The sequence below is a fragment of the Acinetobacter rongchengensis genome (assembly GCF_003611475.1).
Lineage (GTDB): Bacteria > Pseudomonadota > Gammaproteobacteria > Pseudomonadales > Moraxellaceae > Acinetobacter > Acinetobacter rongchengensis.
Genome location: NZ_RAXT01000016.1, coordinates 1 through 23,437, shown reverse-complemented (window position 1 = coordinate 23,437; position 23,437 = coordinate 1). Strand labels below are relative to the sequence as shown.

Sequence of the window (23,437 nt, the reverse complement as noted above, 5' to 3'; positions counted from 1 at the left end):
CATACCCATCAATCAAAGATCTTTTGAATGGCTTGGAAAGGTAAGGTCACCACATCAAATGCAACCGCGAAAGGAAAAAGTACCAATTTATCAGCAGTTTTACTACCGACTTGAGAATAGTCTTTGACTTGCGTATAGGTATAAATACTGACGCTATAGGGTTTACTCAGTGGTTTAAGTGAAGCACTGTTTTTTGCAGGAGGAAAAATCAATCCTGATAAAGCCAAATTAAAGCAAAAACGTTGTGCTTTTAAACGTTGATCGCTTGAAGTTGTACATTCTTCTGCACCATTTTCAATAAAAAATTCACGATCTTGTTTGGTGACATCTTCTGAAAGTTTGACGTATTTCAAGGGTAATGTGCCTGAAAATTTCCCATCATTTTTTTCAGAATAGAATTTAAGCTCTTTGTCTATTTGAATAAGTTTTGGATCAAGCCCTGTAATAACTTTGGCAAATCGTGCGCCACCCGAGGTGAGCACATAACTGTTTTGTTGTCCTGCAATCACGATACTGTCTGCAGGAAGATTCGTGATGCTTTGCGATGGTTTTCCAAAAGCGAGTACTGTGTCATTTACGAGAACATTTTGTACATCGCGAGTACGGACACCATCATCTTTTTCTAAAAGGGTTTTGGTTGCACAGCCTGTAATGAATATGCTTGAAGAACATAAGATTGCCAAAGTCAATGTGTGGCTAGTTTTTTTCATGTTTTACTCATTTTGTTTGAATTGATTGTTTATAACATTTCATCAAACCAGCGTTAAGTTGATAAGTTGCCAAAAAATACGGCAAAAAACTGCTTTATCAATAACTTATTCTTTTTTTTAGGTTGTGGGTTGGCAAAATGTAATATAGAAATTCAAAATTTGATTCGTTGAATAGTCAGAAGGCTCTTCAAATAGTATCTTCATTGGGAATTTTTTGTTGTCTAAAATCTTCAACAATTTCTTTAAGATCTAACTTAAATACCACGCTGTCAAAGTTTTTGGGAAGTTTGAAGTTTGGATCATTTAATTGATTAATGATTAAATCACAATACAATTGCTGAATTTCATCAGTTGATAACTTTTGTATAATTAATGGATTGATATATAAGTTAAATATAATAGATGCTTCAGAGTCTCCATCCCTGTTTTTATGTTTTTGTATAAACTTTTTCTTATGCCATTTTAGATCTTCATTTTCTTCTTCAAAAACACTTATTGGAACAATGATGCAATCGGTAATTATTCCACCATATTGTTTTTTGCGAAGTGATTTGAAATATAGTCTGTCGAAATGATGATTTATCTTATGAAGTTTATCCATAAATGGATAATCACCAGTATGAGATGTTGTGCCTAATTCCATAAAATACCTTATTTATCATTTACAAAATCATTGTAAAAATTATTAAAAGCTAAATCATGCTCTTGAATGGCTTCTTGGATTGTAGAAAACCATTCATCACGTTCTTCTGGTGGAAAACCTGAAAGTATCTCATCAACGAGCTCTTGGCTTTTTTGATACTCAGCAAAAGTTGGTTTTTGAATATAACAATGACAACAAACAACAGAAAATACTGTTCTTTTCATATCATGTAATAAAATATATTCATGAACTTGATGTTCGTTTGGATACATTACTTTAATAAAGGTTTTTATACTAAAACGATTATCCATTTTGTTTTCAAATACATAATTTTTTTCATATTACAAGCATAACAATTGTCATAATATTTGCAAACATTACTTTTTGTATAAAAAGCTTTTAGTCCGATGAATATAGCTAAAAAACGAAAATATTCATTGTAATTTCATGCCAAGATTCATAGAATTGCTCGCTTGTTTGCACGATCAGCGGAACTGAACCTTGAGTAATTTTCTAACCGAGCACCTGATACATCGTGAAGATGATTTTATGGTGATTCATAAGCCAGCAGGCATACTCACAGTTCCCGGAAAAACAGAAGACTTACAAGATTGTGTGATTAATCGCTTATTGAAAATACAACCCAAAACTTTACTGATTCACCGTTTAGATCGAGATACCTCAGGTATTCTTGTATTCGGTTTAAGTAAATGGGGACAAAAAAGTATTTCACGTCAGTTTCAAGAACGCCAAACATCTAAAATATATCAAGCCGTTGTTGCTGGAAATTTGCAAGGTGAAGGTACTGTCGATATTCCTGTAATTTATGATCCTGAGCATCCGCCATTACATATTGTTGATCCTTCAAATAACAAACCTGCTTTAACACATTGGAAAGCAATCGAGCATTTTCAAATACAAGGACAGCCTGTCACACGTGTTGAACTCACACCAATTACAGGGCGGTCACATCAGTTACGTGTTCATATGCAATATTTAGGTCATCCTATTATTGGTGATACTTTGTATGCAACTGCAGAGCAACAACAGTTGATGCCTCGGTTATGTTTACATGCACAACAACTGAGTTTTCATCATCCTAAAACAGAGGAGCTTGTACAATTTGATTGTCCAGTTCCGTTTTAGTCAAAATTTTTTAAATAGATCGTGAAAAAGCTCAGAATTTAGTGAGCTTTATGTCAAAAAGTATTGCGTAAAGGCGGTATACTTTGTTCAAATATTCTCCTGATTTGAGCAACTGTGTTTCGGTCCTAACTTGAGATAAAGGTGGAAAAATTGCAACAATTTGCTATAGGTCAACGTTGGTTATCAGACACAGAAACTGAATTAGGTTTAGGTGTATTGATTGATGTCGATGAACGTTCAATTAGTATTCTCTTTCCGAAAAGTGACGAAACGCGTGTCTATGCACGTAACAACGCACCTCTATCTCGTATTGTCTTCAATGTAAATGATGAAGTTCAGGACCAAGAAGGCACGAAATGGGTTGTAGAATCATTTGATGATCGCAATGGTGTGATTCGCTATAACGTAATCCGCACGCTTGAAAATGGTGAACAAGAACGTAAGGCATTGAATGAAACACGTATTGGTGCGCAAATTCAATTGTCTAAACCATTAGAGCGCTTACTTGCAAGCCAAATTGACTATAAAGAATGGTATGACTTACGTATTGAAGCTTTGCAAATGCAAGCCAATATGCAAACTTCACCATTACGTGGTTTAGTGGGGGCACGTGTAGGTCTTATTCCACATCAGCTTTATATTGCGCATGAAGTGGGTAAGCGTTTTGCACCGCGTGTTTTACTTGCCGATGAAGTTGGTCTAGGAAAAACCATCGAAGCAGGCTTGATTATTCACCAACAACTCAAAACAGGTCGTTCTGAGCGTATTTTGATTCTGGTACCTGATTCATTGCAATATCAATGGATGATTGAAATGCGCCGCCGTTTCAATCTGAACTTCTCATTGTTTGATTTGACCCGTACTGCTTCAATTAAAGAACATGATCCTGAACTCAATCCATTCTTAACTGAGCAATGCATTATTGCTTCAGTGGATTTGATGATCGACCATGATGATCTGCGTGATCAAGCACTTGAAGCAGGCTTTGATTTGCTTGTTGTTGATGAAGCACATCATTTGATGTGGAGTGAAGAAGAAGGTGGTAATGACCGTTACGACCTTGTAGAAGAGCTTGCAGAAAAAACTGAAGGTGTATTGTTATTAACAGCAACACCTGAACAATTGGGTGTAGAAAGCCATTTTGCTCGTTTACGTTTACTCGATCCACAACGTTTTAGTTCTCTTGATCGTTTCTTAGATGAAGAAGAGCAATATCATCATACCGCTAAAATTGCAGAAGTGTTGATGTCTGATCTTCCGCTTGAAGCAGAGCATTTAGCCGCTGTCGAAAAGCTACTTGGTCATCCGATTGAAGACCAACCTGAACATCGTTTCCGTGCGATTCATGAACTTTTAGATCGTCATGGTACGGGCCGTATTCTTTTCCGTAACACACGTGAAGCAATTCAGGGTTTCCCTGGTCGTGACTGCCAGCCTGCGCCGTTACCAGCACCAGAGCACTGGTCTAAAGACGGTAAGTTACGTGAGCAAATGTGGCCAGAAGAAGCACAGCTTGATGGTGCTTGGATGGAAACAGACCCACGTGTGACGTGGTTGATGGAAAAATTACGTACAGATTTAAAACACCATAAAGTATTACTGATTGCACGTAGTGGTCCAGTGGTCGAAGCTTTGGAAAATGCTTTACGTATTCATGCAGGTATTCGCACAGCGATGTTCCATGAAGGCATGAGCCTTTTGGAACGCGATCAAGCAGCGGCTTATTTCGCAGAAGACTCTTACGGTGCTCAGATTTTACTCTGTTCTGAAATCGGTTCTGAAGGTCGTAATTTCCAGTTTGCTTCTAATTTGGTGCTATTCGATTTACCTGCAAACCCTGATGTTTTAGAGCAGCGTATTGGTCGTTTAGATCGTATCGGTCAGGAAAATCGTATTCAAATTCATGTGCCTTATCTTTTAGGAACAGCACAAGAGCGTATGTTCCGTTGGTACAATGAAGCATTGAATATTTTCAGTAGTATTTCTCCAACAGCGCAAACGCTTCAAGAAAACTTCATTCTCGATTTAAAAGAATGCTTATTGACTGACAAAGGTCAGGAATTTGAAGAGCTTCTTGAAGCTGTAAACGTGCAACGTCAAGCACTTGAAAATGAATTGCAAGAAGGGCGTGATCGTTTGCTCGAATACAACTCTTGTCGTCCTTTAGTTGCACAGGAAATTGTGACTGCGCTTGAAGATTATGATGACAATACATTATTGCCAATGTTTATGAAGCGCTTTATGGCATCGACGAACATTGATTTTGATGAACAAAGTAATGGCACAGTCATCATTAAGCCAACTGATCAAATGCAAGTCCAAGGCTTAGATATTGATGAAGAAGGGATGACAGCAACGTTCTACCGTGATCAAGCACAGATTCGTGAAGATGCTCAGTATTTAACACTTGAACATCCATTTACTGAAAGTGTGATGGAAATTATCCGTACACAATCTTTTGGTAGCACCAATGTGGCAATTCTTAAAACCAATGCTTTGAAACAAGGGACAATCTTGTTAGAAGTATGGTTTAAAGTGGATGTCATTGCACCTAAAGCGTTGAATTTACCTTCAAGTTTGCCGACACAATTGATTCGTGTGTTATTGACTGAAAATGGTCAAGATATCACGGCTAAGCTTGATCCTGAGATCATTAAACCGTACTTGCACCATTTAGACAGCAATAGTTGCCGTCAAGTGGTGAAAGCACGCCGTGAAGTGGTTGAAGCTCGTTATGCACAAGCCCTTGATATTGCTAAAGGTGCATTGCCGACATTGCGTGAGCAGGCAAAAGAAATTTATGGTGGTAAATGGCAATATGAAATTGATCGTTTAACGTATCTAAAACAATTCAATCCAAGTATTCGTGCAGATGAAATTGAACGCTTACAGAAATTCCAAAAAGAAGGTTTGGGCTTATTGGATGGTTTATCTGTAACGCCAGAAGCGATTCAAATCCTTGTTGTGGTTAAACCATAATTCATACTTGTTGATTCTCAAACAAAACAAAAGCTCCTTCGGGAGCTTTTGTTTTTTCTTAGATCAGCTTGGCTTCTTTTAATTCAAGTTTGATATAGGCATAGAAAATAGGTGCAACGATTAAACCTGCAAGTCCAAAAATAGATTCAAAGATCAGCATGGCCAACAAGACTTCCCATGAGGCAGCATGGATTTTTGTTCCGATAATTTTAGCATTGATAAAGTATTCAAGTTTATGAATTAAAATTAGATAAATCAGTGCAATACCCGCAGTTGTTACTGAAATGGTTAAGCCTGTAATCACAATAATCGAGTTAGAAATCAGGTTTCCGACAATAGGAATTAATCCAAAAATAAAAGTCAAAATCACCAATGTATTGGCAAAGGGTAGATCTACGCCAAAGATTGGTAAGAGAATATGCGAAAAGATCAGAAATAACCCAGTATTAATCAGTGAAATTTTGAATTGAGCAAATACGACATTTTTAAACGATATTGATAAGTTTTCAATACGTTGAATCATGGCTTGTTTAAATGCAGGATGCTCAGGTATTTTATGTAAACGGTTTAATGAAACCAATATGCCAATAATTGAACCAATCAGCATTGTGGCAAGATTATGAATGAAATCAGTGCCTGTATGTTTCAGTGTAGATAAATTGTCTTTCATCAAAGCCAATGTTTGATCTTTCAGTTCAGGTAAAGTATAGGGAATAAATCCAGGGATATACTGTGCAATTTCAAGTTGTAGCTTTTGCAGTGTAGCGTCAATTTGCAAACTTAATGCATTGATCCCTGAACCTTGCACATCATGTTGCATAAAGCTAATCAGACTAGTAATCGCAAAAGTAATCAATGTCACAATCGTAATGCCAAGAATTACGCTAATGGTGAGTCTCGCACGTTGACCATCGATGTATCGTTCAGTAATGTTCCCTAAACTATTGATCATTTCGTAGATCACAAAACCAGCAAAGAAACTTGCAAGAAGGTGTAGTGGAATAATTGAAATTAAAGCGATGAACATGATGATATAACTTGCAAGAATACTTTGACGGTTGTTCAGTAGATTCATTGAATTGTCCAAATCGCTTATGTAGTGCTGGATTTTCAGGGGTGTTTAAGTGTGATGGAGATACCTATTTATTTAAGCAATTCTAGGCTTATTTTTATTTATAGTGTGAAATACTTAAAATTAAATGAAAGTATTGATTTCTCAAGGCCACTACATAGATTTTTGTGCAAAAAAAGGCTGATGAACATGTGCAGTTCATCAGCAAAGAGGGACTTGAGTGCATTTTATACATAGAAAAACATGGTTGATCACTGCTCAATGAACTTAAGCTAATTAAGTTTAAAATGGCATATTTAAACCCTGCTAAACACTTAAAAAATATTGAAGCATAACTAAAAACAACAACTAGATATTAAAAAATTCCCCAGTAAATTGAACTCAATTGTGTTCTTATACTTAAGCAAATACTGATCATCCCCGATAAGGAAAAAGATGTCTTCACTTTAGATGATTAAATTAGTTCAATGCATTCAGATAATAAATCACTAAAAATAAGTAATTTAAAATTTATATTAATGTTAATTAAATCTTAATAGAATGTGTTTTAAATTATAAAGAAATACTCTGCTTAATAAAATATGTTACATAATCATTAAAGTAATAGAATTCATACGCTTATTATAAGAGGCTAAATATTTATTTAAGATTATATGAAATATACCCAATATTGGTTATTGTCTTATCAGTACTTTTAAACTAAAAATATTAAGAAGTAAGGAAGGAGTAGAATACATGTTTTCTTTAGACTATCAACTACCATTACCTACTCATACATTAGAAGATGATCATAAAATGGATGAACACTTTGATAATATTTTTAATATAGATTGTAAATTAAGGTTGCCTGTTCTTGTTTTAGAAGATGATCCAGTTATTCAAGAGCGTATGTACAAAATACTCGTGGGCTTTGGTTATAAGGATGAGGACTTAAATTTTACTCAAACAATTAAAGGGGCTGAGGAAATTTATGAAAAGAAGCACACTGAACTGGTTTTGGTCGATCTAGGCTTACCCGATGGTAATGGTATCGATTTTATTTCTTACATGCGTGAAAGAAAGAATGACAACAAAACACCGATTATGGTGGTTTCAGCATGGAATTCTGTAGACACTATTTTAAAAGCATTATCTGCTGGTGCTTCAGGGTATGTGCTAAAGGAACGTGATGATTTTGAACTGATTTTTGCAATTCGTAGTTTGTTACGCGGTGGGGTAATTATAGACCCATTTGTTGCCAGTCAAATTCTGAAAAGTATGCATCATATAGATGATGACGTTAAACCATCGTGTTCACAACATAAAATGGAAAGTAATTTATCAGGACGAGAATTAGAAATTTTGATTTTAGTTGCAGCAGGAAATAGTAGCCGAGAAATCTCTGAAACATTGAGTATTTCGAAGTTTACCGTGGATTGCCACATTAAAAATATCTATCACAAACTTTCAGTAAACTCTAGAACTAAAGCAATCAATGCTGCAAAGAAAATAGGGCTCATTGATTAATATTCTTTAAGATTGATCAGAATTTTTAGCTCAATCTAAGCTTAAATTGCTCAAAATACTCAGCCATTTTAGTTAAACTAAAATGGTTTTTTTATAAGTGCGTGGGGTTTTCGCAAACTTTATTATCGCCATTGCATAGTGAATAATTAAGCCACAATTTTCTGTAAGAATTTAAAAAAAATTATTAGATATAATCTTACTTTTGTTGGATAACGGATTTTTTTAATAAATATTGCATAAGATAAATATCAATTTGTAATGATATTAAATCTTATCCTGTGATTATAAAGACTACTTATTATTGATATTATAATATGTATTTTATTTACACCTTATTGTTAGTGCTCTAATAAGGCGAGGTTATGTAAACATTTGTTGGATTAAAAATGAAACTTTATATTATAAAAATATAAATCGTTAAATTAAACTAAAATAGGGTGGTGTGTTATAAAGAAAACTTTTATGAAGAATAGCCTTTCTTAAAATATTTCTGTTTATTTTCGATGATTTTAAGTCCTTAAAAGTAAAATTGATAATGGGCTGATTGTAAGTGTAAATATTCGATAAAAAAGCTCAGTGAGTTTTGATAAAAGCCTAATGATAATCAACTCACTGAAGGTATTCTTCGAATGCTACATACCAAATCATCAAACGCATGATTTGCATTAATCATAGTCATCGTTTGAATTGTAGATAGCAAGCCCGTACTCAAGAATAATTAGCGAATTTGAGCTTCATCTAAATGACGAGAGCCTTCAAGTAGCATACGAATCATAATCATGGTTTGTTCCGCCACTTCTTTACGCTCATTGACAGGTAAATCAATCACTTTAGCGCCCATGTTGAACACCAATTGAGTTATGGCTTTGGCAACTAAATCAGGATGCGCCAATTTACTATTGTTAATGCGTTCTAAGCGAATTAAATCTTCTTGAAGTTCTTGTTGGAAATAATTCAATTGTTTATCGACAGCAAGTTTATATTGAATTGAGCCTGTATAACCTTCACGGAGTAAAAGGCTGAGATTCCCTTCATCTGCATCTAACTGTTCAATAAAAACTTCGACAGAACTACGAATAATACTGCTTTGTTTGATGGCTTTTATACGAGCTTGATGCAAAATTCGGCGTAGGACGCCACCTGAGAGTTCAATCAGTTCAATGGCTAATTCATCAATATCTTTAAAATGTCGGTAAAAACTATTTGGTGCGATACCTGCCTCTCGTGCAACTTCTCTTAAGCTTAATGAAGCGATACTTTTTTGAGGTCCAATCAGATTGAGCGCAGCTTGGAATAATTCTTCTTTAGTAATCGTTGCTTTTCTGCCAACAGTACGCACAGATACTTTCTCAAGCTCATGATATTGCTCTTGAAGTGTAGATGGATCCTGAGAAATTGCAGAAGTCTGATTCATAAATATCAAATAAATTAAATTATTTAACCATTATAGCGGTTGCAGTCACATAAATGAAACGACTAGATACAATACGAGTGTATATACAAATATATATACATGTGTATAATAATTAAAATTTAGACAAATGGTGAGCTCAAATGCACGCTATTGAAAAGCAAAAATCTCCCGTAAATTCAATGTTTGACATCGTATTAGGTCAACATAGTGTTAATTTTTGGCTACAGAAAATTAATCCTTTATGGTCTGTTCAACAGGCTTTAGGAAAAATTGTTCAAAAGCAACAATCCGCAGCGGACACGGTGAGCTTAACCATTCAAGTCAATCGTCACTTTAAAATGGGGCAAGCAGGGCAACATCATCCGATTATTATCGAAATAAAAGGTATTCGCTATGAAAGAACCTATAGTCTGACGCAACTAGATCATCAACATGTACTTTTAACTGTTAAAAAAGTAGATCAAGGTATTGTCAGCCAGTGGTTGAATGATCATGCCAAAATTGATGATGTGATTGAGTTTGGTGTTCCTTATGGAGAAATGCTGGTTCCAAAAAACTCACAAAATTTGATTCTCTTGGCAGCGGGTAGTGGTATTACACCGATGTACAGCCTAATCAAGCAATTAGCAACGACGCGACAATTAGATCAACAAGCAGTACATTTAATGTATTGGGTCAAAAAGCATGAAGACGTTGCTTTTAAACAAGTATTTGATCATTTCAGCGAGCAATTTCCACAATTTAAATTTGAAGTATTTTATACCCAAGAACAACTTGCGGATTCCCGTTTAAATGTTGAACATCTGAATCATATTGAAAATCTACAGGACAGTACCGTATATGTGTGTGGGCCTTCAGGATTTGTTTCAACAGCAGAAGCATTGTTTGAAAATGTTCAAGACTTCAAGAGTGAAGCTTTTAGTCTAAGTCCTGTAATCACAGATGATATTGGTTTTATCAACGTGACATTAACACAGTCGAATAAAGTGGTTGCGATTCCAAAAGGTCAGTCTATTTTAGTCGGACTTGAGCAACAAAATATAAAACCACAACATGGTTGCCGTATGGGAATTTGCAATAAATGTGCATGTAACAAAGCACAGGGCGCAACCAAGAATTTAGTCAATGGTTCAGAAAATTCAGAACCGAATAATTTACTGAGAATCTGTGTCAATACAGCTCAAACTGATTTAGTTATCGATATTTAAGCGAGTTTTATCATGAATATGCCAGTTAAAATTCAATACTTTACCAATCCTAAAAACCGTGAACTAACTCAATTTGAATTAGACGAACTTGCACGTGAGTTAGATGCAATTAAGCAAGAAGTACTGGATGATATTGGGGAAAAGGATGCTCAATACATTAAAAAAGTGTACGCTGCGATTCGTTATAGCAGCATTTTAGGTCGTGCTTGTTTATTTGCAGGATGGTTCCCACCAGCATGGCTGTTGGGTACAGGCTTACTCGGTTTTGCCAAAATCATGGAAAACATGGAACTTGGTCATAATGTTATGCATGGGCAATATGACTGGATGAATGATCCACGCTTTAAAGGTACAACTTACGAATGGGATATCGTTGGAACTTCAGATAATTGGCGTCAAACGCACAATTATAAACATCATACTTATACCAATATTAAAGGTATGGATGATGATATTGGTTATGGTTTATTGCGTTTATTTCCAGAACAACGTTGGAAAGCAGGGCATTTATTACAACCTTTATATGCAATTCCATTCTGTTTGTTGTTCCAATGGGGGGTTGCTATTCAAAATCTCGAAATTGGCAAACTGATCTATAAGCGAAAAACTTGGGCACAGTTTAAAGAAGAGTGGAAACCGACTCAGAAAAAAATTGGCAAACAGTTTTTTAAAGATTATCTCTTTTTTCCACTTATTGCAGGACCTGCAGCATTACCTGTTTTTACTGGTAATTTAGTGGCCAATGGTATCCGTAATATTTGGACATTTAGTATTATTTTCTGCGGGCATTTCACAAAAGACGTTGAGGTTTTTCCAAAAAGCGTACTACAGAATGAAAGCCGTGGTCACTGGTATATGCGTCAGATTCGTGGATCATCAAATTTAACAGGTTCAGAAGCGTTTCATATTTTGACAGGGCATCTAAGTCATCAAATTGAACATCATCTATTCCCAGAAGTACCTGCACGTCGTTATCGTAAAATGGCACCCAAGGTCGAAGCTGTATGTAAAAAATATGGCCTAAATTATAACAATGCCAGTTTGTTTAAGCAGTACGGTCAAGTCTTAGGACGTATTGTCAAATATGCATTTCCATTTAAGAAATAAATAGTTTTGATTTAAGACTTTCTTTTAAAAACCACTTTCGAGTGGTTTTTATTTTTTAATGAGATAGAAATGATTTTATATTCAGTAATTTCAGGTATAAATGTTCAATGAAAGAACAAATCATAGCCCATACGACTGATTAAGAAAATCAGTAAAATCAAAAAGAAAATCCGAATAAAACCACTACCATATTTTATGGCCAATGCTGTTCCTGCAAATGAACCCAAGATATTACACACAGCTAAAACAAGGCCTGCCATCCACAAAATATGTCCAGCAGGAATAAAGAAGAACATGGCAGAAAGATTGGTTGCTACATTGACCAATTTGGCTGAGGCAGAAGCATTTAAAAAGTCAAATGCAAATACTTTAACAAATAGAAAGAGTAAAAAACTTCCCGTGCCAGGGCCGAAAATTCCGTCATAGAAACCAATCAATGCACCAAAAAATATCCCTAAGGCAATTTCTTTTTTACCTGTTTGCAAAACAGTATGTATTTGTCCTAAGTCTTTTTTGGCAAAGGTGTAAATTGCGATAATAATGAGAAGGAAAAATACGATATAGCGCATCAGTTCTTTAGGAATCAATGAAACAGACATTGCGCCAAAAAAGGAGAATATAAATGCTGCCAACATCGTTGGGAGTATTAATTTCCAGTTGATAGAGACTTTCTTATAGTAAGCAAAAGCTGATGAAACTGTACCTGCCATGGCAATAATTTTATTGGTGCCAAAAATAGTTGCTAGGCTTTGCTTTGGGAACGCATGCATTAGCGCAGGGAGTTGGATTAAACCGCCGCCACCGACTGCTGCATCGATTAAACCCGCACAAAAGGCAAAAAACCCAAGGCTGAGTAATATTGTTTCGTATTCCATTACAGCGTTTTCTAAAGGCTATTTAAGAGAACCATCATAGAATATATTTAAATAAAAGGAATAAATGTGAATTAGGTTTGAGCAGATTTAAATTCAATAGGCTTTAAAATCTACTAAATACCTGACGTATATCCACTCACACGCACTAAATAGCTTAGCTTTTAATTTTCAATGCTCAATCAGCTTTATTTTATTTTGTGGTCATATAGCTTGGCTTTTTGGTAATTCAACAAATAGGAAATGAGGTGCCCAATATGATCACAAATGAAATCCATTTTAAAACCATAAAAACAATCGACTAAGGGGCTTTCTTGACTTACATGCGGATATACGATGCTGATGAATTTCTTTATGTACCTAGAAGCCGATACATCTGCAGTTGAATATGATTAGAAATCTCAGTACAAAAATCATTAATTTGCAAGCGTTGTCAGTTTTATATCGATAGACATTAAGGTATTCAATTTTTGTCATGATTGAGTTTTGACCCTAATGCCTATCTTTTTACAAGTTATTGATCCTGAATTTACGCCAAGATATGTTTTATCTATTAAATTGATCTAGATTTAGAGCATATCTGAAATCACAATAGACCTTAAATCAAGAAGCAAGTTTTTGCATGATTTTATCCAGCTTTTTATCTATTTGGCTACGATAGACATTTGGCAATAGACGGGAAACATTGGCCAGTATACGGGCTTGGGTACTTGGAATAATCATAAATTGATTAGACATAATGCCGTTGTAAATATCTTTACAGGCTTTTTCAAGGGGGAGGCTTCCTCCAAGTTGTTTTAATGCCGCAGTAATCGGTGAACCATTTTTACGTTCATCAACCACCATCGGTGTTTCAATCTCTGGTGGACAAACCACGGCAACCTTAATTTTTTGGCTACGAAGTTCCATACGAAGCACTTCTGCTAAACCAACCACACCAAATTTAGATGAGCAATAGCCTGTATAGCCGTAGCAACCGACTAAACCAGCCGCGGATGCAATTAAAACTAATTTAGGTGACTTGCCTTGTTGTGTTGCCTGTTTTAAGTAGGGCAAGGCAGCATGTGCAACATTGCGACTGCCGACTAAGTTGATATTAATCTGTCTTAAAAACTCTTCAGATGTCATGTCTTCAAAAGACTTTGCAATACCAATCCCCGCTGAGTTAATCAGCAAATCGGGTACTCCAAAAGCTGCAACAGCTTTGGCAAATTGAGTGTCTAAGATACTTTCGTTTTGTACATCGACTTCAAAACCACAGATACTCGAAGAATGTTTTTGTAAATTGGCAACGGCTTGTTCAATACCTGCATGGGCAAAGATACAGACTTGATAGTTGTCTTGAAGTAAATATTTCGTGAGTTCAAGACCGATACCGCTACTACCACCAGTAACCCATGCTGTTTTCATATTTTTTTTCATCTCAAATTCCCTTATGAGTGTTGATGTGATTTCATTAAACAGATTCAACAACTTCGCTTTTTAGAAGCACATCGCCAAATTGATGACGAAGTTCAGCTTTTACAATTTTACCAGTGCCATTAACAGGCAAGGCTTCTACAAAAATCACCACATCTGGAATTTGCCAGCGAGCAAGTTTATTTTCAAAATAAGCACGTGCTTCTTCTTCAGTCAGCGTAGAATTTTCATTTTTAACTGCAATCAGAATTGGGCGTTCATCCCATTTTGCATGTCGTGCTGCAATTGCTGCAGCCATACGAATTTCAGGATGACCTACCGCGATATTTTCAATTTCTACTGAAGAAATCCATTCACCGCCAGATTTGATCAAATCTTTCGCACGATCACAGATCGTCATATAACCATCTGCATCTAGCGTTGCAATGTCACCTGTATCAAACCAACCATCAGTGGTCAGGGCACTTTGCTCTTGGTTAAAGTAATGATCAACAATCCAAGCTCCACGTATTTGTAGATTACCTTGAGTCTGACCATCATTTGGCAATGGGGTGAGGTTCTCACCATCTACAATACGGAGTTCAACGCCAAAGGGTGGACGACCCTGAGTTAAGCGTAGTTTCTCAAAGTCTTCAGCACTCAATGCCGCATGTTTTGCTTTGGGGTGGTTTGCTGTTCCTAAAGGACTTGTTTCAGACATACCCCATGCATGAATCGTGTCACAAGCATAATTATGTTTAAAGTCACGAATAATTGAAGGAGGACAAGCCGCCCCACCGACAACATTTCGAGTCATACTTTCTAATCGAGTGCCACGACTCTTAGCAGCTGTAAGAAGTCCTTGCCAAATGGTCGGTACGCCTAGTGCAATGGTAACTTTATAATCATCAATCAAACTGACCAAGCTATCACCATCTAGATTTGGTCCAGGGAGTACCAGAGTACAACCCGTCATTGCCGCGGCATATGGCACACCCCATGCATTGACATGGAACATTGGTACAACAGGCATCACAATATCACTGGCAGATAAGTCTAAAGAGTCTGGGAAGCAAATTGCCATGGTGTGTAAAAGTGTAGAACGATGACTATACAACACACCTTTAGGATTTCCAGTTGTTCCTGAGGTATAGCAGAGTGAGCTAGGTGTTTCCTCGTTAAACTGTGGCCAAGCAAATTCAGCTGACTGATTTTGAATCAATTCATCATAGAAAAGCACATGAGGTAATGCCTCAACGATTTTCTCATCACGAGCACCGTAGCAAATAAATCGTTCTACGGTAGGTACTTTACCTTGTATAGCATTGATTAAAGGTAAGAAAGTGCTGTCAAAGAAAATCACTTTATCTTGAGCATCATTGATAATGAAAATTAATTGTTCAGGAAATAAACGTGGATTAATAGTATGGCAAACATAGCCACTACCAGAGATAGCATACCAAGATTCTAAGTGACGATGATTGTTCCATGCAATCGTTGCAAGACGATCACCTTGCTCTAGATTAAATGAGCTAAATGCATTGGCTAAACGCTTACTGTTTTGTCGAACTTGGAGCCAATTGGTCGTAGTGATTTGACTATTCACTTCCCGTGAAATAATAGGGGTGTCCGAGTGATACTTTGCTGCATGTTCAATTAAGTTACTAATCAACAAAGATTGGTGCATCATTTTGCCAAACATTTTATTCATCCTTGGTGGCTATTTTTCTCAAAAAAAAGACTTCTAGTCGAAACTAAAAGTCTTTCAATTATTTATTGGTCGTTAAATCCAACTGGAGCACCTGGTTTGATATAACGTGGCATTTTTTGCCCTGTTTGTTGTGCAACAGCAAGCAGTGTACGTTCAATCCAACCAGCATCCATAATGAACATGAGTGAATCATCGTCATTTAAGTTGACATTGGCACCTTCAATGATCATGAAGCCTTCAGCACCTTCTGGTGTACTTAAAGTGTGGATAGAACCTGCTGGTTCAAATAAATAACTACCAGCTGTTTGAACATCTTCAGGATATTCAATATAGTGCCATGAACCTGCTGTGGTGTAGAAATGTACAACACCAGTATGGAAGTGACGTGGAAGGGTCGTACCTGCATCAAAACGTGCACGAATCACCCATACACCATTATCTGGATCTAAAAAGCAAGGTGTAACATGTACGCCTGGTAAAGCATTTTTGATTTCGCCATCATTAATATTAATGGTTAATAAACGATCTTGATGGTTGACTGATTGTGCAATGCTCATGACAAACTCCATGTATGTCTTTTAAGTTTGAGGAAATTTTCGGATGCGCCAGTTGGGATCTCGACTAAATTTCCGTTCGTCTTGTTTTACTTTTAACAGCATAACAATCTTGATGATGGTTTAAACCACTCGAAAGAATGGAAATAAGAGGGGGGATTCACTCAGGTCATAGTGGATAAATCTTATGCAATTGCGAAAGCTGAGCTTTATTTTTTGTTCAATATTATGATTAGAATGACTTTTCATCTAATGTTACATTTAAAAAATTTTGCTTTTCATTTATTTTCTGATGTATACAGTTGATGCTGATTTTGGGCCAACTATGTAAAATTTTGGAAAGTAGCCTTGGAAATATCGTCGAAAGATAAATCTTCAAAGAAATAGTCTGTAAAAATATCGTGAATTTTGAGCTTGTATTTAAGTTCAAGGGAATGGAAATATAAACGGTAATGCAATATCCATAAAAGGATTGGATGAAACGAAAATATGCAAGTTTTAAGAACAAAACTGAGTCGACCAACGACTTTGAATCCTGTAATTATGCAGCGAGCAAATTTATTCAATCATTTGCAGCAATATCGTCATAAAGCACTTCTTTTTATCCATGCTGCTGCTGGATATGGTAAGACTATGTTGATGTGTCAACTGAGTGACCAATCTTTATATCAGGGAAAGCAAATACATTGGTTAACGCTCGATGTTGATGATAATGATCCTATACGACTGTTTCAGTATTTATGGCTTTCATTATTGGGTTTAGAACAATTGTCTTCTGTACCAGAAGGACAGATCAATAAGCATAATATTTTGGAGCTACTAGATCAGATTGCACCATCTGGCCAGCAACATGTTTTATTGATTGATGAGTTGGACGTATTAGAAAATTCAGATTGTTTAAATATGATTTGGTGGTTGTATCAATATTTGCCAAGTAATATAAATTTAATTATTGCCTCTCGGATCAAGCCTGAATGGAATTTTTCTAAAGAAATCTTACAGGGACGTTTATATCTTGCAGATGAAAGGCTTCTGAGTGTTAAATCTGAAGAGATTCCTGAATTAATAGAATTTCTATCGCAACAAAATTTTGAAAATGTGGCTTTAAGTTCAGATCAAGTACAACTGTTAATAGAAAAAACGGAAGGCTGGATTACAGGTATTCAGCTCACCAATTTATATTTAAAAAAAGATCATGATGCCAACAGTATTATTCAAAATTTAAGTGGTATACATAACCAGATCGTTGATTATTTGAGTGAACAAGTATTTTTGCAATTGCCTGAAGAAATGCAATTCTTTTTAATGCAAATAAGTGTTTTAAGAAAAGTAAATTTAGGATTGATTCAAGAAGTTACAGCACATTCACAAGCATCACCATTTTTGGACACGATTAAACATCGAGGCCTATTCATGCAGGCTGTGGATGAACAAAGACAATGGTATCGCATACATCATTTATTTCGAGATTTTTTAGAAAATCGTTTTAAATTATTTGATATTGATAAATTTAAACAAGCCCATTCAAAAGCTGCATATTGGTATAAAAAACAGCATTTCTTAATGGAAGCAATTTATCATGCGCAGCAGGCCGATAATCAGGAGCTGGCACTAGATTTACTGGTCACGGTTAGCCGTGAATTGATTTTAGAAGGACGCATTTATTCTCTCCTCGAACTGGTAAAGCAACTACCAGAACATATTCTTATAAAACATCTAAATTTATTGTATGACGTGATTTGGTCATTATTGCTGACACGTCAAAACCAACAAGCCAATTATTTTGTAAAACTTTGGGATAGCCTAGAGGAAAGCCCAAATTTAATATTAAAAGAAGATCAGTTAGGAATTGCACCATTAATTGCACTGCTTGAAGATGATTTGGCGCAAGCTTATGTTTTGGCACAGCAGAATTTGGAAAAACTGACTGAAAGTGCTTATTTTTCTCGAGGACCATTGATTGGTATCTGTGCTTTATATCAGATTTGTATGGGGAAAATATCGGAAGCGCGAAAATTAGTGATTCAAACAAGAGCTGCTTATGTACAAGGCTGCAACTTATATGGTTTGGTTTTTACAGATTGTATTGACGCTACATGTGAACGTTTGATGGGGAATTTATCTTTAGCTGAGGAAAAGTTTAATCAAATTGGTAAAAGTGCAGATTATATAAAACTAGGTATAGAACACAGTAATCACGCTGTGATCAATGCGATCACCAGTAGTTTAAAAGCGGATCTGTATTATGAAATGAATAAAATAGAGTTAGCGGAATTGGCGCTACAAGACTTTAATGGTGGGGATCAACTCGTTATCCCAGATATGGTCATTATAGGCTATGTTTTACAATTACGGCTTGCTCATTTACGTGAAGATGTTGTTTTTGAACAAACTTGCTTGACCCAGTCTCAAATTAAAACCAATGATTGGTCGTTGCCACGCCTTGCAAAAACAGTACAGATGGTGAATGAATATCAATATGGATTGGAGCAGGCGGATGTAACATATACGCTCGAGAGTGACAAAGATAATCTCCAATTGTCGAAAACAGCAAAACAAATGAATATTACCAATCTATTGATAGGTGATGATTTATTGATTTACCGTAGACTTATTTTTAATGGTGAAATTGAAAAGGCTATTGATGGATTATTGTTTGAAGCGCAGCTTATCATTGTTTATCCACTACGTCAGCTGCGTATTCAGTTATTGCAGACAATTGCACATTATCAATTGGCGCAGTATACGGTTGCCTATGAATATTTGGAAAAAGCCCTTTCAATGTTGATGTCGACGCAGGCTGTACGTATTATTTTAGATGAACATCCTTTGATTTGGGAAATACTTGGGCAATTTAATCAATATTTAAATAAAAAAAAGCGACAAAGTGTCGCACCGTTATTCGCATATATTCAATATTTATTTACACTTTCTCCGTCGACACAAAAAGAATCAATAGTATTGCATACAAAACTTTCAGAAAGAGATTCAGAGTTGTTATCTAAGCGTGAAATTCAGATTTTGGAAAAAGTCAGTGATGGATCTACAGATGCTGAAATTTCAGAATACGTTTTCCTATCTGTAAATACGGTAAAATGGCACTTACGTAACATTTATAATAAGTTACAAGTTCGTTCAAGATTAGAAGCAGTAAAAGATGCAAAAAAAAGAGGGTTAATACATTAACCCTTGGAAAAGAACCCTAAATTTTTTCAGTGTGTGGGTTTGGATCTTAGAAGATTGAATATGCCCCATCCACTTTCACAATACTACCATTAATGAAACTTGCTGCATCTGAAGCAAGGAACACCACAAGATTAGCAACTTCCTCGGGTTTACCTAATCGTCCCATTGGTGAACGTTGCATAATACCGCCGTAGACTTCAGGCATATCTTTAAGCGGTTGGATAAGCGGTGTATCAATCCAACCTGGTGCGATAGCATTAACACGAATTTTTGCTTCGGCAAAGCTTAGTGCATGTGAGAAGGTGAGTTGATCAATTGCACCTTTAGAACATGAATATGCAGGCGCAATCGCAGACCCAAATATTGCATACAATGAAGAGACATTAATAATTGAAGGGTTATCAGATTTTGCCAATGCTTTAGCTGCAACCTCACTGATATAGAAAACAGAGGTTAAATTCACTTCCAGTACTTTTTTATAAGTATCTAGTTCATGCTCTGAAACAGAGCCCATTCCCGCACCATTGAACAACGTATCTATACGGTCAAGTTTGGAAAAAAATTGGTCGACTGCTTCTTTATCAGTCACGTCCATTTCTACAGCTTGGATATCTAAACCTTGTGGATAGATCGCTTTATCGCTCTGTAAACCTAAGGCCCAAACTTTTGCACCTCTTTGAGCAAAAGCCACTGCTACGGCATATCCGATACCTGATGTTCCACCAGTAACAACCGCAATTTTATTTTGAAACATGGTTGTGTTGAAAGTTTCCATTTTCTTTTCGTCCTATTTGATGTCATCAGTTCGCTCTGATGTTATTTAAGGTAATGGTGAAGGGGATAAAAGAAAAGAATGGAACGTGAAAACCATTCTATAACCATTCTTTTGCATGGTTGATTGATATTAAAGGCTTGCTAATCTGCCTGAACTGACCATAAAGCGTAAAATATTTTCGACATCGATGGTGTTTGAGCGAAAAGAATGTTGAATGGTTATGTTTTTGCAGTGTATTGCACTGCGAAATATCGATGTGAAATCGGTTGGTCAATGATCAGGGTTGAGAGGAAAGCAACCGCGACAATAACAGAGATATAGCATTCTTAAACATTTAAAAGACATTCAGGTAAAGGCCATTTACTGATATTTCACAGCAACTATCAGATTTAAATTTGCCACAATTTAATTAAACACAATGAATGCTTTTTTGTTGGGACGTAAAGCATTTAAGGTTTAAATCTTCACTAAAGGATTAGAAATGAAATTGGATAAAAAAAGTCTTGCAGTTACTGTACTTTCAGTTTTTGCAGTTCAGACCTATGCAGCGGGTCTTGAGCGTTCACCACAGCAAATTGATGCACTTTTTGAAAATGGGACCTATGCGGAATTAGGTTATATCCATATTTCGCCTAAGATTACTGGTAAAGATACCAGCGGGAATCACATTTCTGATATGGCAGAAGACTTCCAATCACTTAACTATGCAGTGAAAACTGATTTAGTTCCTAATTTACGTCTAGCTGTTATCTATGACGAACCATTCGGTGCGAAAGTGAAGTTTGAAGGTGAAAATAACTTTATTGCAAAAGATCGCCCAGCAGATGATGCAAGTACAAGTGTAAATGTGAAAGTGAAAAATGTGACCACCCTTTTAGGCTATAACGTAAATAAAAATGTGATGGTTTATGGTGGTCCTGCATTGCAAGAGACTAAGGCTGATGTACGTTTACGAGGTTTAACCTATGATGTAAGTAGTGGTTATAATAATCATTTTGATGATATTGCTTTGGGGTGGGTTGCAGGTATGAGCTATGCTAAACCTGAAATGGGAATCTTAGCATCATTAACCTATCGTTCAGAGATCAAACATAAGACTACAATTCATGAGGATGATCCTTTAGCTGATATTGTTTATGCAGGTGATTACTCGCACAGTAATCAAGGGGATATTACTACACCAGAGTCATTCAATTTAAATTTGCAAACAGGTTTAAATCAAACAACGGCTATTTATGCCAAAATGCGTTATGTGCCTTGGAAGGACTTTGCGTATTACCCACCCGTACTGAAAGCATCGACTTCAATCGCATTAGGTAAAGGCATACCTTTAGTTGATTATTCCGAAGATCAGACTTCAGTTGAACTGGGTCTTGGTAAACAATTGTCTCCAAATTTAGCAATTTCTGTTTCTGGTTTATGGGATTCAGGCGCTGGAGATCCGGCACCAACTTTAGGGCCAGTAGATGGTTATTGGGGCGTTGGTTTGGGAGCAAAATATAACTTGAGTCAAAATTTAGCTTTCAGTTTGGGTGGTCGCTACATGTGGTTTGGTGATGCAAAAGGGGAATTATCTAGCCGTCAAGTTGTTGGTGATTTCAAAGACAATACAGGCTATATCGTTGGGATGAAGCTTTCTTACTCTTCTTCGAAATAAAGAAGATTCAATTTACTTAAGTTTTTTCCAATAAGCCTAGACTCTAGACTAGCAGAATAGATGTGTTAGTCTAGAATAATAAAAAACAGTAAATTAAATCACTACACGGTCAAAAAATTATCCAATCCTTTTGCATTCTAGTGCTTTTATAAGGAAGATCGGCACAGTTCGATGGTATCCAAAAGAGTATTCTGATTATCATCTCAAAGAAACTGAATGATATTAGATGAGAACCGAAGGAGTTGGCAACAGCATTGTTGTAATTTCAAACGGTAAAATTAAGGACAAATCTGCGAGTTTAGATAACATTCCTGAGTTCACTTGCCGTTTGTTGAAGTAGTGGAAGAATTTGCTCAATTAAATTCTCTTTAGAGATGCGGGTGGTTGGTGAAACAATATTAAGCGCAGCAACAACATTACCTTTCGGTCCATAAATGGGAACAGCAAGAGCATGAACACCTAACTCATGCTCTTCACTTGAATAACACCAATCTTGTTCTTTAATTCCCTCTAATATCGTTAGAAATGTCGCATTATCGGTACAACTGAATTTGGTTAAGCGCTTTAAAGGATACTTCTCGAGCCATTGAATTTGTTCAGATATATTCAAATGAGCAAGTAATATTTTACCTGCAGAAGTTGCATGTGCAGGTAATCTATTACCAAGATGTAACCCATAAGGATTTACCCGATCAGTTTGTTGAGATGATGCACTGCGAGCAATGGTAATCGCCTCAAAACCATCTAATACCATGACTGAAAAAATAAGCGCAGTTCGTGTCGTTAAAAGATTTAGTAGGGGTTGGCAGATTTTAGGTAATTGAGAACCGCTTAAATAAGCACCTGAAAATTTCAAAACTTTTGGTGTCAAATAATAGTAATGTCCATCAAAATCTAAATAGCCTAAGTATTCAAGTGTTAATAAATGACGTCTTGTTGCGGCTCGCGTTAGCCCTGTCTTTTCTGCAGTCATAGTGACATTTAAACGATGCTTTTCTGGACCAAAGCATTCTAAAATCGCCATACCTTTACTAATACCTGCAATAAAGTCTTCATGACGAATAGTTTTTTTGTTGTCTTGGTTGTGAAGCCACTTTTTAGTTTCGTTTATTTCTTCAGTTATATCCATATCTTTATCCAGTTTACCGCTTATCTATTTTTTACTATAACTTAAAATCAGAGTAAAATAATCAGGTTTTGTTCGATACTTGTTGTTTTTGTTCGATCATCGAACAAAACCTATGATCACTATCTAGCCAAAGAACAATAAATTATAAAAAATGAGTGAATAAGGAAATCTAACTAAAAAACTAGGGAATGGTGTTTTAGCAAAATCATTAACCAGTATACGTTAGTTTTTCGCACCTTTTTCAGATTTGCATGATGCACAATGGAGTTATCTAATGATCGATAAAAGTTCATTATCCATGATGGAAGCACTCTCCCAAATTACAGATGGCTCAACCATCATGATTGGTGGTTTTGGAACAGCTGGGCAG

19 protein-coding genes are annotated in these 23,437 nt (G+C 36.0%); 8 read left to right on the top strand and 11 right to left on the bottom strand.

The annotated features are described in order from the left end of the window. Positions 1 to 8 precede the first annotated feature (8 nt). The 3 genes from D7V20_RS09575 to D7V20_RS09565 all read right to left on the bottom strand — a co-directional run bounded on the left by D7V20_RS09575 (position 9) and on the right by D7V20_RS09565 (position 1,664). The gene (locus tag D7V20_RS09575; RefSeq protein ID WP_120384065.1) at positions 9 to 710 is read right to left on the bottom strand and encodes a YidX family protein; all 702 of its coding nucleotides are present in this window, start codon (positions 708 to 710) and stop codon (positions 9 to 11) included. Between the two features lie 187 nt (positions 711 to 897). Beyond that, positions 898 to 1,353: a hypothetical protein gene (locus D7V20_RS09570; RefSeq protein ID WP_120384064.1), complete on the bottom strand. Its 456-nt coding sequence runs from the start codon at positions 1,351 to 1,353 to the stop codon at positions 898 to 900. 8 nt (positions 1,354 to 1,361) lie between these two features. Further along, positions 1,362 to 1,664: a hypothetical protein gene (locus tag D7V20_RS09565; RefSeq protein ID WP_120384063.1), complete on the bottom strand. Its 303-nt coding sequence runs from the start codon at positions 1,662 to 1,664 to the stop codon at positions 1,362 to 1,364. Between the two features lie 190 nt (positions 1,665 to 1,854). Between D7V20_RS09565 and D7V20_RS09560 the strand changes: the two genes are divergently transcribed. Then, complete coding sequence (locus tag D7V20_RS09560) at positions 1,855 to 2,499, top strand: RluA family pseudouridine synthase (RefSeq protein ID WP_089604817.1); 645 nt, start codon at positions 1,855 to 1,857, stop codon at positions 2,497 to 2,499. A gap of 141 nt (positions 2,500 to 2,640) precedes the next feature. Next, entirely contained in the window at positions 2,641 to 5,478 is a 2,838-nt protein-coding gene (gene rapA / locus D7V20_RS09555) for an RNA polymerase-associated protein RapA (RefSeq protein WP_120384062.1), read from the top strand. A 58-nt stretch (positions 5,479 to 5,536) separates the two neighbouring features. On the opposite strand, the gene D7V20_RS09550 is transcribed toward rapA, so the two are convergent. Then, positions 5,537 to 6,553, bottom strand: a complete 1,017-nt coding sequence (locus D7V20_RS09550; RefSeq protein WP_120384061.1) for an AI-2E family transporter — start codon at positions 6,551 to 6,553, stop codon at positions 5,537 to 5,539. A 732-nt stretch (positions 6,554 to 7,285) separates the two neighbouring features. On the opposite strand from D7V20_RS09550, the gene D7V20_RS09545 reads away from it, so the two are divergent. Beyond that, a complete protein-coding gene (locus tag D7V20_RS09545) occupies positions 7,286 to 8,056 on the top strand; it encodes a response regulator transcription factor (RefSeq protein WP_235831619.1) in 771 nt (256 codons plus the stop codon). A 718-nt stretch (positions 8,057 to 8,774) separates the two neighbouring features. Here the strand turns inward: D7V20_RS09545 and fabR are convergent. Further along, positions 8,775 to 9,470 (bottom strand): HTH-type transcriptional repressor FabR, encoded by a 696-nt coding sequence (fabR, locus tag D7V20_RS09540; RefSeq protein WP_120384060.1) that lies wholly within the window; start codon positions 9,468 to 9,470, stop codon positions 8,775 to 8,777. Between the two features lie 140 nt (positions 9,471 to 9,610). Between fabR and D7V20_RS09535 the strand changes: the two genes are divergently transcribed. Then, on the top strand, positions 9,611 to 10,678 hold the full coding sequence (locus D7V20_RS09535) for a ferredoxin reductase (protein WP_120384059.1): 1,068 nt from the start codon (positions 9,611 to 9,613) through the stop codon (positions 10,676 to 10,678). 12 nt (positions 10,679 to 10,690) lie between these two features. Continuing rightward, positions 10,691 to 11,785, top strand: a complete 1,095-nt coding sequence (locus tag D7V20_RS09530; protein WP_120384058.1) for a fatty acid desaturase family protein — start codon at positions 10,691 to 10,693, stop codon at positions 11,783 to 11,785. Between the two features lie 104 nt (positions 11,786 to 11,889). Here the strand turns inward: D7V20_RS09530 and D7V20_RS09525 are convergent, their stop codons facing one another. The 4 genes from D7V20_RS09525 to D7V20_RS09510 all read right to left on the bottom strand — a co-directional run bounded on the left by D7V20_RS09525 (position 11,890) and on the right by D7V20_RS09510 (position 16,323). Next, positions 11,890 to 12,660 carry a sulfite exporter TauE/SafE family protein gene (locus D7V20_RS09525; RefSeq protein ID WP_120384057.1) on the bottom strand — a complete coding sequence of 257 codons (771 nt, stop codon included), beginning with the start codon at positions 12,658 to 12,660 and terminating at the stop codon, positions 11,890 to 11,892. A 600-nt stretch (positions 12,661 to 13,260) separates the two neighbouring features. Continuing rightward, complete coding sequence (locus tag D7V20_RS09520; protein WP_235831618.1) at positions 13,261 to 14,079, bottom strand: SDR family NAD(P)-dependent oxidoreductase; 819 nt, start codon at positions 14,077 to 14,079, stop codon at positions 13,261 to 13,263. A gap of 34 nt (positions 14,080 to 14,113) precedes the next feature. Continuing rightward, positions 14,114 to 15,757 carry a long-chain fatty acid--CoA ligase gene (locus tag D7V20_RS09515; protein WP_120384056.1) on the bottom strand — a complete coding sequence of 548 codons (1,644 nt, stop codon included), beginning with the start codon at positions 15,755 to 15,757 and terminating at the stop codon, positions 14,114 to 14,116. 71 nt (positions 15,758 to 15,828) lie between these two features. Beyond that, positions 15,829 to 16,323, bottom strand: a complete 495-nt coding sequence (locus D7V20_RS09510) for a 2,4'-dihydroxyacetophenone dioxygenase family protein (RefSeq protein ID WP_120384055.1) — start codon at positions 16,321 to 16,323, stop codon at positions 15,829 to 15,831. A 486-nt stretch (positions 16,324 to 16,809) separates the two neighbouring features. On the opposite strand from D7V20_RS09510, the gene D7V20_RS09505 reads away from it, so the two are divergent. Beyond that, on the top strand, positions 16,810 to 19,506 hold the full coding sequence (locus tag D7V20_RS09505; protein WP_120384054.1) for a LuxR C-terminal-related transcriptional regulator: 2,697 nt from the start codon (positions 16,810 to 16,812) through the stop codon (positions 19,504 to 19,506). Between the two features lie 46 nt (positions 19,507 to 19,552). Here the strand turns inward: D7V20_RS09505 and D7V20_RS09500 are convergent, their stop codons facing one another. Beyond that, positions 19,553 to 20,281, bottom strand: coding sequence for an SDR family NAD(P)-dependent oxidoreductase (locus D7V20_RS09500; RefSeq protein WP_120384053.1), 729 nt, complete (start codon positions 20,279 to 20,281; stop codon positions 19,553 to 19,555). A gap of 481 nt (positions 20,282 to 20,762) precedes the next feature. Here D7V20_RS09500 and D7V20_RS09495 point away from each other — a divergent pair, with 481 nt between their 5' ends. Further along, entirely contained in the window at positions 20,763 to 21,938 is a 1,176-nt protein-coding gene (locus tag D7V20_RS09495) for an OmpP1/FadL family transporter (RefSeq protein WP_120384052.1), read from the top strand. 298 nt (positions 21,939 to 22,236) lie between these two features. Here the strand turns inward: D7V20_RS09495 and pcaU are convergent, their stop codons facing one another. Beyond that, positions 22,237 to 23,067 (bottom strand): IclR family transcriptional regulator PcaU, encoded by an 831-nt coding sequence (pcaU, locus tag D7V20_RS09490; protein ID WP_120384051.1) that lies wholly within the window; start codon positions 23,065 to 23,067, stop codon positions 22,237 to 22,239. A 274-nt stretch (positions 23,068 to 23,341) separates the two neighbouring features. Here pcaU and D7V20_RS09485 point away from each other — a divergent pair. Next, the coding region (locus tag D7V20_RS09485) for a CoA-transferase (protein ID WP_328588407.1) at positions 23,342 to 23,437 on the top strand (96 nt) is incomplete at its 3' end.

Bases quoted from the DNA above. Each gene is read 5' to 3' on its own strand.
- pcaU (WP_120384051.1), bottom strand. From the start codon at position 23,067: ATGGATATAACTGAAGAAATAAACGAAACTAAAAAGTGGCTTCACAAC.
- D7V20_RS09565 (WP_120384063.1), bottom strand. From the start codon at position 1,664: ATGGATAATCGTTTTAGTATAAAAACCTTTATTAAAGTAATGTATCCA.
- D7V20_RS09570 (WP_120384064.1), bottom strand. From the start codon at position 1,353: ATGGAATTAGGCACAACATCTCATACTGGTGATTATCCATTTATGGAT.
- fabR (WP_120384060.1), bottom strand. From the start codon at position 9,470: ATGAATCAGACTTCTGCAATTTCTCAGGATCCATCTACACTTCAAGAG.
- D7V20_RS09535 (WP_120384059.1), top strand. From the start codon at position 9,611: ATGCACGCTATTGAAAAGCAAAAATCTCCCGTAAATTCAATGTTTGAC.
- D7V20_RS09500 (WP_120384053.1), bottom strand. From the start codon at position 20,281: ATGGAAACTTTCAACACAACCATGTTTCAAAATAAAATTGCGGTTGTT.
- D7V20_RS09575 (WP_120384065.1), bottom strand. From the start codon at position 710: ATGAAAAAAACTAGCCACACATTGACTTTGGCAATCTTATGTTCTTCA.
- D7V20_RS09545 (WP_235831619.1), top strand. From the start codon at position 7,286: ATGTTTTCTTTAGACTATCAACTACCATTACCTACTCATACATTAGAA.
- D7V20_RS09515 (WP_120384056.1), bottom strand. From the start codon at position 15,757: ATGTTTGGCAAAATGATGCACCAATCTTTGTTGATTAGTAACTTAATT.
- D7V20_RS09550 (WP_120384061.1), bottom strand. From the start codon at position 6,553: ATGAATCTACTGAACAACCGTCAAAGTATTCTTGCAAGTTATATCATC.
- D7V20_RS09530 (WP_120384058.1), top strand. From the start codon at position 10,691: ATGAATATGCCAGTTAAAATTCAATACTTTACCAATCCTAAAAACCGT.
- D7V20_RS09505 (WP_120384054.1), top strand. From the start codon at position 16,810: ATGCAAGTTTTAAGAACAAAACTGAGTCGACCAACGACTTTGAATCCT.
- D7V20_RS09520 (WP_235831618.1), bottom strand. From the start codon at position 14,079: ATGAAAAAAAATATGAAAACAGCATGGGTTACTGGTGGTAGTAGCGGT.
- D7V20_RS09495 (WP_120384052.1), top strand. From the start codon at position 20,763: ATGAAATTGGATAAAAAAAGTCTTGCAGTTACTGTACTTTCAGTTTTT.
- D7V20_RS09510 (WP_120384055.1), bottom strand. From the start codon at position 16,323: ATGAGCATTGCACAATCAGTCAACCATCAAGATCGTTTATTAACCATT.
- D7V20_RS09525 (WP_120384057.1), bottom strand. From the start codon at position 12,660: ATGGAATACGAAACAATATTACTCAGCCTTGGGTTTTTTGCCTTTTGT.